The sequence below is a fragment of the Reyranella sp. genome (assembly GCF_004297265.1).
In the GTDB taxonomy this organism is placed as follows: domain Bacteria; phylum Pseudomonadota; class Alphaproteobacteria; order Reyranellales; family Reyranellaceae; genus Reyranella.
Genome location: NZ_SCUT01000065.1, coordinates 101,791 through 112,483, shown reverse-complemented (window position 1 = coordinate 112,483; position 10,693 = coordinate 101,791). Strand labels below are relative to the sequence as shown.

The 10,693-nt window shown below is 67.6% G+C and carries 7 protein-coding genes; 6 read left to right on the top strand and 1 reads right to left on the bottom strand.

Annotated features, from left to right (window positions below):
• Positions 1-13: 13 nt before the first annotated feature.
• From EPO41_RS29475 to EPO41_RS29465, 3 genes are all read left to right on the top strand, one after another.
• Entirely contained in the window at positions 14-1,039 is a 1,026-nt protein-coding gene (locus EPO41_RS29475; RefSeq protein WP_296333218.1) for an adenylate/guanylate cyclase domain-containing protein, read from the top strand.
• A 92-nt stretch (positions 1,040-1,131) separates the two neighbouring features.
• A complete protein-coding gene (locus tag EPO41_RS29470; protein ID WP_296333215.1) occupies positions 1,132-4,290 on the top strand; it encodes a CusA/CzcA family heavy metal efflux RND transporter in 3,159 nt (1,052 codons plus the stop codon).
• A gap of 19 nt (positions 4,291-4,309) precedes the next feature.
• Positions 4,310-5,104 carry an alpha/beta hydrolase gene (locus tag EPO41_RS29465; protein WP_296333212.1) on the top strand — a complete coding sequence of 265 codons (795 nt, stop codon included), beginning with the start codon at positions 4,310-4,312 and terminating at the stop codon, positions 5,102-5,104.
• A gap of 80 nt (positions 5,105-5,184) precedes the next feature.
• Here the strand turns inward: EPO41_RS29465 and EPO41_RS29460 are convergent, their stop codons facing one another.
• Entirely contained in the window at positions 5,185-6,087 is a 903-nt protein-coding gene (locus EPO41_RS29460) for a hypothetical protein (protein WP_296333209.1), read from the bottom strand.
• 217 nt (positions 6,088-6,304) lie between these two features.
• On the opposite strand from EPO41_RS29460, the gene acnA reads away from it, so the two are divergent.
• Genes acnA through EPO41_RS29445 form a run of 3 tightly spaced genes read left to right on the top strand, consistent with a single transcriptional unit; the run spans position 6,305 to position 10,688 of the window.
• Positions 6,305-8,992 (top strand): aconitate hydratase AcnA, encoded by a 2,688-nt coding sequence (acnA, locus tag EPO41_RS29455; protein ID WP_296333206.1) that lies wholly within the window; start codon positions 6,305-6,307, stop codon positions 8,990-8,992.
• A 20-nt stretch (positions 8,993-9,012) separates the two neighbouring features.
• A complete protein-coding gene (locus tag EPO41_RS29450) occupies positions 9,013-9,567 on the top strand; it encodes a DinB family protein (protein WP_296333201.1) in 555 nt (184 codons plus the stop codon).
• The gene (locus EPO41_RS29445) at positions 9,567-10,688 is read left to right on the top strand and encodes an alpha/beta fold hydrolase (RefSeq protein WP_296333199.1); all 1,122 of its coding nucleotides are present in this window, start codon (positions 9,567-9,569) and stop codon (positions 10,686-10,688) included. Before EPO41_RS29450 ends, EPO41_RS29445 begins: the two co-directional genes overlap by 1 nt.
• Positions 10,689-10,693 lie beyond the last annotated feature (5 nt).

Here is a 10,693-nt window from a genome sequence, read left to right as displayed (position 1 = left end):
TGCCATGTCGCGCATGGCCATCACCAGGCGTCGCGAGCCGGCCGCCTCGTCCAGGGCGGCCGTTCTGTTCGGGGCCTTCGTCGTGTCGACCGCGGTGGGCTACGCCGACATCGTCACCGGCGACCTGCGGCTCACGGCCCTCTATCTCTTCGTCATCTTCGGCGCCTCGTGGCTTGCCGGCCGGTGGATCGGCATCGCCGCGGCATCGGTCGCCTTCGCCTGGATGATCGGCGCCAATCCGCCGCCGGCTTTCGTCAGCGCCCGGTTCACCTACTACGGCATCGAAGCCATCGGCACCGTCGCGGTGTTCCTGGCCTGCGCGCTGATGGCCGACCGGCTGAGGCATAGCCTCGACCGCGAGCGGCTGCAGAACCTCAACCTGTCGCGCTACCTGCCGGCGGAGCTCGTCGACCATCTGGCGCGAGAGGGGTTGCGCGCGGCCCGGGGCCGTCGGGCGAAGGCCGCGATCCTGTTCGTCGACATGCGCGACTTCACGGCGTCGGTGCAGACCATGGAACCCGACGCCCTGTTCGGTTTCCTCCAGGAGTATCGCACCGTGGTCTCGCGCATCGTCGAGGCCGAGGGCGGGATCATCGACAAGTTCATCGGGGATGGCGTCCTGGCGGTGTTCGGGGCCGTGCGCCCATCGCCCGAGGACGCGGCCGCCGCCATCCGATGCGGCCTCCGGCTGCTCGCCGCGATCGATGGCTGGAACGTCGAGCGCGCGCGGCATGGCGAACCATCGGTACGCGTGGGCGTGGGCATCCACCATGGCGAGGTCGTCATGGGTGCCATCGGCGACGAGCAGAGGCTCGAATATTCCGTCGTCGGCCATGCGGTGAACGTGTGCTCGCGCATCGAACGCCTGACGAAGAAGTATCGCTGCCCTCTGCTGATATCGGAGGAGACGCTGGCCGAGGCGGCGCGCAGCGGTATGCCATTCGACCAATGGCACCACTTCGTCGACGAGGATGTGCAGGGCATATCCGGCGAATTGCGACTGGCGGCGCCTCGTGCATATGAAGCGAAGGTTGCATAGATGATGTACGCGCAACGCTAGTGTGCCTGCGCCACTTGTGTATTAGCTGCGCGGGAGGCGCGCTGCCCATCGGCCCGCCATGAGGGCCGCGGATGCATGCAATCGTCGGCGCTGCACTACGTCAGCGCATTCTCGTTTTGATTCTCGCCGTCCTGATGATCTGTGGCGGCCTGTTCGCCTACAAGCGACTCAACATCGAAGCCTATCCCGACCCGGTGCCGCCGCTGGTCGACATCGTGACGCAGAATCCCGGCCAGTCGTCCGAAGAGATCGAGCGCTACATCACCATCCCGATGGAAGTGCAGATGGCGGGACTTCCCTACGTGAAGTCGATCCGCTCCATTTCCCTGACCGGCCTCAGCGACGTGAAGGTACAGTTCACCTACGACCTCACTTATCGCGAAGCCGCGCAGCTCGTGACCAACCGGCTGGCGCAGCTCGGTCCGCTGCCCAATGGTGCGCAGCCCATCATCTCGCCGACCAGCCCGATCGGCGAGATTTTCCGCTATCGCGTGATCGGCCCGAAGGGCTTCAGCGTCACCGACCTGAAGACCATCCAGGACTGGATCCTGCTGCGCCGGCTGAAGGCGGTGCCCGGCGTGATCGACGTCACGACCTGGGGCGGCAAGAGCAAGACCTTCGACGTCACCGTCGACCTCGACCGGCTGCAGGCGCACGCCCTTACGCCGAAGCAGGTGATCGACGGGCTGAACGGCGCCAACATCAATGTCGGCGCCAACACCGTCAATCTCGGACCGCAATCGGCGGTCGTGCGCGCCGTCGGCCAGATCCGGTCGATGGAGGACATCCGCAACACCATGCTCATGGCGCGCGACGGCTCGCCCGTTCTCGTGTCGGATATCGCCGACGTCGCCGTCGGCAACGAGCCGCGACTGGGCGTCGCCGGCCACGACGACGACGACGATGTCGTCGAGGGAATCGTGCTGATGCGCCGCGGCGCGGAGACCATGCCCACCCTGCGCGCCGTCGAACGCGAGGTCGAGCGCATCAACGACTCGAACCTGCTGCCGCCCGGCGTGCGCATCGAGCGCATCTACGACCGCAGCGTCCTGGTCGAGGTGACGACCCACACCGTTCTGCACAACATGGTGATGGGCGTCGGTCTCATCTTCCTGATCCAGTGGCTGTTCCTGGGCGACCTGCGCTCGGCGCTGATCGTGTCCGCCACCATTCCCTTCGCGCTGCTGTTCGCAGTCGTCATCATCGTGATGAACGGCGAGTCGGCGAACCTGCTGTCGATGGGCGCGATCGACTTCGGCATCATCGTCGACGCCACCGTCATCATGGTCGAGAACATCTTCCGCCATCTCGCCGAAGCCGGTCATGGCGGCACCTCGCGATCCGCGCGGCAGGAACCGGAGGGCCTCACCGGCAAGCTGTTCACCATCTACGAGGCCTCGGGCGAGGTCACCAAGGCGATCTTCTTCTCGGCCACCATCATCATCGCGGGTTTCCTGCCGCTGTTCACCCTGTCCGGCGTCGAGGGCCGCATCTTCGGGCCGATGGCGCAGACCTACGCCTATGCGCTGGCGGGCGGCCTGATCGCGACCTTCACCGTCTCGCCGGCGCTCTCGGCCCTGCTGCTGCCCGAGAAGGTCTCGGAGACCGAAACCTTCCTCGTACGCGGACTGCGCCGTCTCTATCGCCAGGCCTATTCGCAGGCGCTGGCCTGGCGTCACGCCATGATCGTCGTTGGCCTGGGCGTGATGGCGGCGGCCGGCCTCGCGGCCAGCACCGTCGGCCTCGAATTCCTGCCCAAACTCGAGGAAGGCAATATATGGTTGCGCGCGGCCCTGCCGCCTTCGGTCTCGCTCGACGAGGGCAACGGCTACGTGAACCGCATGCGCAAGCTGGTGAAGAGCTTCCCGGAGGTCGAGACGGTCATCTCCCAGCACGGCCGGCCCGACGACGGCACCGACCCCGACGGCTTCTCCAATGCCGAGTTCTTCGTGCCGCTGAAGCCCGCCAGCAAATGGCGCAAGGGGCTGGAGAAGCCCGAACTCATCACCGAGATGAGCGACGCGCTGCGCAAGGCCTTTCCCGGCGTGAACTTCGCCTTCTCGCAATACATCCAGGACAATGTGCAGGAGGCCGCCTCCGGCATCGACGCGGAGAATGCCATCAAGATCTCCGGCCCCGACCTCGGCACCCTCCACAAGATCGCCGTCGACATCCGCCGTGTCCTGGAAGGCGTGCCCGGGATCACCGACATCCAGGTGCCGCCGCTGCTCGGCCAGCCGACCATCCGCATCGACATCGACCGCGCCCGGGCCGCCCGCTACGGCCTGTCGCCGGGCGACATCAACGCCACGATCCAGGCGGCGGTCGGCGGGCAGGCGGCGGGTGATCTCTTCGAGGAAGGCAGCGACCGCCACTTCCCGCTGCTGGTGAGGCTCGCGCCGCGCTATCGCCAGGACATGGACGCGATCCGGCGTATCGCCATCGGCACCGTCGGGCCCAACGGCAACATCGTGCAGGTCCCCCTGGGCGAAGTGGCGACGGTGAAGCTCGCGACCGGCGCCTTCTACATCTACCGCGAGCAGCAGGAGCGCTACATCCCGGTGAAGTTCAGCGTCCGCGGCCGCGATCTCGGCGGTGCGGTGCTGGAAGCCCAGCAGAAGGTGACGGAGCAGGTGAAGCTGCCGAGCGGCTACCGGCTCGACTGGGCTGGCGACTTCGTGAACTTCGAGAGCGCCATCGCGCGCCTGGCCGTCGCCGTGCCGATCGCCATCGGCCTGATCCTGCTGCTGCTCTATGTCAGCTTCGGCTCGCTGACCGACACGCTGCTGGCCGGTGCCGCCATGCCGCTGGCGCTGTCGGGCGGCATCCTTGCGCTGTGGGGCGCCGACATGTCGTTCAGCATCTCCGCCGCCATCGGCTTCGTGGCGCTGTTCGGCATCGCCGCCATGAACGGCATCATGCTGGTGAGCTGCTTCAACCGGCTGATCGCCGCGGGCGTCGAGCGCGAGCAGGCGCTGCGCGAGACCTGCGAACAACAGATGCGGCCGGTGCTGATGACCTGCGTCGCCGCCGCCGTCGGCCTGCTGCCCGCCGCCTTCTCGACCGCCATCGGCAGCCAGGTCCAGCGGCCGCTCGCCATCGTCGTGGTCGGCGGCACCCTGCTGGCGCCCTTCCTCTTCCTCACCGTGCTGCCGGCCGCCATCGCCGTGTTTTCACGCCGCCGGGCTACGGTCCCCGTGCCGCATGACGCAGCCTTGACCACGGCCTGAGGCACCACGAAAAGAGACGATGCCCTCTACGGACGAACTCATCGATCTCGGCGACCGCCGTCTGCGGGTGCGCCGCCTTGCGCCGACGCACGACGACGGGCTCGACCGCACGGTGCTGGTCTTCCTGCACGAGGGGCTGGGCTGCATCGAGATGTGGCGCGACTTCCCCCAGAAGCTCTGCGACGCCACGCGCTGCGCCGGCATCGTTTACGACCGCACCGGCTACGGACGGTCGAGCCCCTGGCCCTCCGATCCCGGCGTCCGCTACATGGAAATCGAGGCCGACCTCGTCCTGCCGCGCCTGCTGGCGGCCCTCGGTATCGAGGATTGCGTGCTGGTGGGCCACAGCGACGGCGGCACGATCGCGCTGAACTATGCCGCGGCCGATCCCGAGCCGCTGCGCGCCGTGGTGACCCTGGCCGCGCACGCGATCAACGAGCCGGTCTGCGTCGCGGCGATCGAAGCGGCCCGCGCGGCCTTCGCCTCCGGGGACCTGCGCCAGCGGCTCGCGAAGTATCACGACGACGTCGACGGCGCCTTCCATCTCTGGGCCGATGCCTGGGTCGCGCCGGGCTTCGAGCCGATGGACGCCAACGGCCGGCTGCCGGGTGTCGTCGTGCCGGTGCAGGCGATCCAGGGCGAGGACGACGAATACGGCAGCGAACTGCAGCTCGGCATCATCGCCGGCAAGGTCGAGGGCTATTGCGAGACGCGGCTGGTGCCGGATTGCGGCCACAGCCCACACCTGCAGCAGCCGGCCCAGGTCCTGGCGGAAATCACCCGCTTCGTGTCGCCGCTGGCGCTGCTGGGGTGAATCATGGGAGCGCGCCACTCCAGTGGCGCATCATGTTCATGAGCGCCACTGGAGTGGCGCGCTCCAATGACGAGCTGGAACTAAAGCCGCTTCAGCTCGCTGGAGGCCGCCCAGTTCAGCTCGGACACGGTCGGGCAGCGGGCCTGGGCGAGCTGGAACTGTTCGCGGGCGCGCTGCTTGTCGCCGCGGCGGACGGCATCCATGCCGATGAAGAAGGCGGCCGGGCACTTGCCGTTGGCGCGCTTGGCCCCGTCATCGGACTCGGCGGCGACCTCGAGCTCGCCGGCCGTGCTCTTGCCCATCAGGAAGCGCAGGATCGGGCCGGGCCATTCGTTCAGGCTCTCCGCCCCGACGTCGCGCACGAGGGCCGTGCGGGCATCGCGCCGGGCGCGGACCTGCGCCGCATAGCGCCACAGCAGCGGCGCCTGCTTCGACTTGAAATTGGGCCGGCCCGCCAGCGAGGCATCGAAATCGTCGGCCGCCTGCGCATAGTTGCCGAGATTGAAATTCGCATGGCCGCGGTAGAACAGCGCCGAGCGCCGCTCGCCCGGCGTCTGGGCGCTTGCGAGGGCGGCATCGAGCAGGCCGATGGCACGCTGGAAGTCGGCGATCTGCATGTAGACCTGGGCCTGCGCGATCGTCAGCGAGGGATCGCCCGGCTTGCGCAGCAGGGCGCTGTCCAGCGTGCGCAGCGCCGCCGCCCGGTCGCCGCCGCCCGCCAGGCCCGGCATCGTGCTCGACAGCACCACCTGCCAGTCGCCCGGCAGGACCTTGCCCATCTCGGCAATGTCCTTCTGGCTGTCGGCCTCGCGACCCAGGCGGCTCAACTGGAACGCACGGATGCTGAGATAGATCGACCTGTCGAAGGCCGAGAGCTGCGACGCCGAGAGGATCTTGTTCAGCGATTCGAGGGTCGCGCCGCCGCTTCCCCCGGCCGCAGGCAGCGAAGGCGCGGCGGCTCCGCCGGGCGAAAAGCCACGCACGCTGGGGTCCCAGGATTCGGCCGCGTTCCGCTGCGCCGACGCTTCGCCCGACAGGGCGAAAACGGCTGCAAGAGCCCCAAATGCGCAAACTATTCGATGTCGCATGCGTCCAATCTGACACAACGACCGCAAAGCCGCATCCGCCGATTGCCTGTGGGGGTCCATGCCCCTATTTTGCCCAACATCCGCAGAGAACCGACCTTCCAGGAGTGTAGATATGGCCGCCGCCCATCCCAATAGCTTCAAGGCTCGAAAGACGCTGAAGGTCGGTAGCCGCAGCTATACCTATTTCAGCCTGAAGGCGGTCGAGAAGGAGGTCGGCGACCTGTCCCGCCTGCCGTTCTCGCTCCGTGTCCTGATGGAAAACCTGCTGCGCCACGAGGACGGCACGACCGTCAAGAAGACCGACATCTCGGCCTTTGCGGAATGGCTGAAGAACGGCGGCCGCTCGGCCAAGGAGATCAACTTCCGCCCCGCGCGCGTGCTGATGCAGGACTTCACCGGCGTCCCGGCCGTGGTCGATCTCGCCGCCATGCGCGACGCCATGGGCAAGCTGGGCGGCGACCCCAAGAAGATCAACCCGCTGGTCCCGGTCGACCTCGTGATCGACCACTCGGTGATCGTCGACAATTTCGGCAATTCGAGCGCCTTCGGCGCCAACGTGAAGCTCGAATACGAGCGCAACCTGGAGCGCTACCAGTTCCTGCGCTGGGGCTCGATGGCGTTCGACAACTTCCGCGTCGTCCCGCCGGGCACCGGCATCTGCCATCAGGTCAACCTCGAATACCTGGCCCAGGTCGTGTGGACCAAGAAGGAAGGCAAGGAGACGATCGCCTATCCCGACACGCTGGTCGGCACCGACTCGCACACCACGATGGTGAACGGCCTGGCCGTCCTGGGCTGGGGCGTCGGCGGCATCGAGGCGGAGGCCGCCATGCTCGGCCAGCCGCAGCCGATGGTCATTCCCGACGTCGTGGGCTTCAAGCTCACCGGCAAGCTCAAGGAAGGCGCCACCGCGACCGACCTGGTGCTCACCGTCACCCAGATGCTGCGCAAGAAGGGCGTGGTGAACAAGTTCGTCGAGTTCTACGGCGAGGGCCTCCAGGACCTGCCGCTGGCCAACCGCGCGACCATCGCCAACATGGCGCCGGAATACGGCGCGACCTGCGGTTTCTTCCCGGTCGACGACATCACGCTGGGCTACCTCAAGACCACCAACCGCGGCCCGGCCGCCAAGCTGGTCGAGGCCTATGCCAAGAAGCAGGGCCTGTGGCGTTCCAAGAAGTCGCCCGAGCCGGTGTTCACCGACACGCTGTCGCTCGACCTCGGCGACGTCGTGCCGAGCCTCGCCGGCCCGAAGCGCCCGCAGGATCGCGTGCCGCTCGCCGACGCCGCCCAGCAGTTCGTCGCGAACATGGAGAAGGAATTCGACCGCAAGGACGACGGCAAGCGCATCCCCTGCGAGGGCACGAGCTATGACCTCGGCCACGGTGACGTGGTGATCGCGGCCATCACCTCCTGCACCAACACCTCGAATCCCTACGTCATGCTGGGCGCCGGCCTGATCGCGCGCAACGCGGTGAAGCTCGGCCTCAAGGTCAAGCCGTGGGTGAAGACCTCGCTGGCGCCGGGTTCGCAGGTCGTGACCGAATACTTCGAGGCCTCGGGCCTGCAGAAGGACCTGAACAAGATCGGCTTCAATCTGGTCGGCTACGGCTGCACGAGCTGCATCGGCAACTCCGGCCCGCTACCCGATCCGGTCACCAAGGCGATCGGCGACGGCGACCTGGTCGTGAGCTCGGTGCTCTCCGGCAACCGCAACTTCGAGGGCCGCGTCAATCCGCTGACCCGCGCCAACTACCTCGCCTCGCCGATGCTGGTCGTGATCTACGCGCTGGCCGGCTCGATGAAGATCGACATCACCAAGGATCCGATCGGCATCGGCAAGGGTGGCAAGCCCGTCTACCTGAAGGACCTCTGGCCTTCGAACATGGAAGTCGCCAAGACCGTCGACAAGTTCGTGACGGCCAAGGCGTTCAAGAAGCGTTACGCCAACGTCTTCGAGGGCGACCGGTTCTGGCGCGGCATCAAGACCAAGCCCAGCCTGACCTACGCCTGGGACGACAAGTCGACCTACGTGCGCAACCCGCCCTACTTCGAGGGCATGGGCAAGACGCCGGCGGCGCTCAGCAACATCGCGGGCGCCCGCCCGCTCGGCCAGTTCGGCGATTCGATCACCACCGACCACATCTCGCCCGCCGGTTCGATCAAGAAGGACAGTCCCGCCGGCAAGTACCTGATGGAGGAAGGTGTCGAGGCCAAGGACTTCAACCAGTACGGCACGCGCCGCGGCAATCACGAGGTGATGATGCGCGGCACCTTCGCCAACATCCGCCTGAAGAACGAGATGGTCCCGGGCATCGAGGGTGGCTACACGCACCACTACACGACCGACCAGCCCGAGCCGATCTACGACGTGGCGATGCGCTACAAGAAGGAGCACACGCCGCAGGTGCTGATCGCCGGCAAGGAATACGGCACCGGTTCCTCGCGCGATTGGGCGGCCAAGGGCGTCAACCTGCTGGGCGTGAAGGCGGTGGTCTGCGAGACCTTCGAGCGCATCCATCGCTCGAACCTGGTCGGCATGGGCGTGCTGCCGCTGCAATTCAAGGACGGCATGACGCGCAAGACGCTGAACCTCACTGGCCGCGAGACCTACGACGTGGGCGGCATCGACGGCGAGCTGAAGCCCGGCATGGACGTGCCGCTGACCATCCACCGCCCCGACGGCGCGTCGGAGACGATCATGCTGACCTGCCGCATCGATACCGCGGAGGAGGTCGGTTACTTCAAGAATGGCGGCGTGCTGCACTACGTGCTGCGCAACCTGGCCCACGCGGCCTGACGCCGGCGGACACGGGACCCATGGCGACGGGGCTGCCAGGCCATGCCGTCGCCATGGCCCGCAACAACATCTGGGCGAACCACCGGCTGCTGACCGCCTGCAGGGCGCTGACGCCGGAAGAGTTCGCCGCGCCGCGCACCAGCTTCTTCCCGTCGCTGCGCGCCACGCTCAATCACATCCTCTGGGTCGACCTCTATTACATCGACGCGCTGCACCGCGACCCGACGGTGCTGCAGCGCTATAACGACCCGATTCCCGACTATCCCGACGCCGCCTCGCTGTACGGGCCGCAGATCGCCAGCGACCGGCGGCTGCTCGCCTTCTGCGAGCGCCAGACCGAGGAAAGCCTGGCGGAGGGCCTGTCCCTGCCGCGCCCCAACCGCACGCCGCCGCCCTCCAGCGTCATCTCGATCCTGGAGCATCTGTTCCAGCACCAGACGCATCATCGCGGCCAGGCCCATGCCATGCTGGCCGGCACGAGGGTGAAGCCACCGCAGCTCGACGAGTTCTTCCTGGCGGGCGAACAACATTTGCGCCGCGACGAGCTGCTGGCTCTGGGCCTCGAGCCCTCCTGATGCGTCCGCGTTCTTCCTTCGCCGGCGCGGCCATCGAGGTGAGCGACCTCGCGCGCTCCGTCGCCTTCCACCGCCTGTGGCTGCCGATGCTGGGCTTCCATCGCGTGTGGACCAGCCCCGACCGGGTGATGTGGTCGCGCGGCTACGACCATTTCGTGATGCGCCAGGCCAAGGATGGCATCTCGTACGGACCGGGCGCGCTGTGGCTCGCGGTGTCGGCCGAAAGCCGCGGCCAGGTCGACCAGGTCTTTGCCGAACTGCGCGATGCCGGCGCGGAGATCATCCAGCCGCCGCAGGAACTCGACTATCTGGCCCCCGGTTCCTACTCCCTGGGCTTCCGCGATCCCGATGGCGTGCCCATCGAGGTCATGCATCGCTGGGACGACCTGCCGGATGTTCCCGATGCCGAGCAGGTGCGCGTACCCGGCCATGGCGTCAGCCTGGGCGGTTATTTCTTCAAGCCGGTGGCTGGCCAGCCGCCCTATCCGGCGCTGATCCTGCTGCACGGCTTCGCCGGCCATGCCCACAACATGGTAGGCCTCGCGCGGGCCGCCGCGGCCAACGGCTACGCGGCGCTGGCGCTGTCGCTGCGCGGCTGGCTGGGCTCGGAAGGCGAGAACGACCAGGGTCTGCGCCAGCCGCTCGACGTCCTGGCCGCCATCGACTGGCTCGCCAAGCGGCCGCTGGTCGACCGCGACCGGATCGCCCTGGTCGGCGCCTCGATGGGCGGCCAGGTGGCGCTGCTCGCCGCCGCCCACAAGCCGCCGATACGCGCCGTCGCCGCCTTCTTCGCGCCCACGGACCTGGCACGCTGGCGCGAGGCCAATCCCTTCATGCGCGACTATCTCGACGATCTGTGCGGGCCCGAGGGCCTGCCGGTGCGCTCGCCGATCCTGCGGGTCGCGCAGATCGACGCGCCGGTCCTGCTGCTGCATGGCGACCGCGACGAGAACGTGCCGGTCGAGCAGTCGCTGGCCATGGCCGAGGCACTGCGCACTCACGGCAAGGACGCCGAGGCCGTGGTGATCCCCGGCGCCACCCACTATTTCACCGAGCAGCAGAACGCCGCCGCGCGGCGCACGCTGTTCGACTTCCTGCGTCGTCATCTCACCCGGAGCTAGCCGTC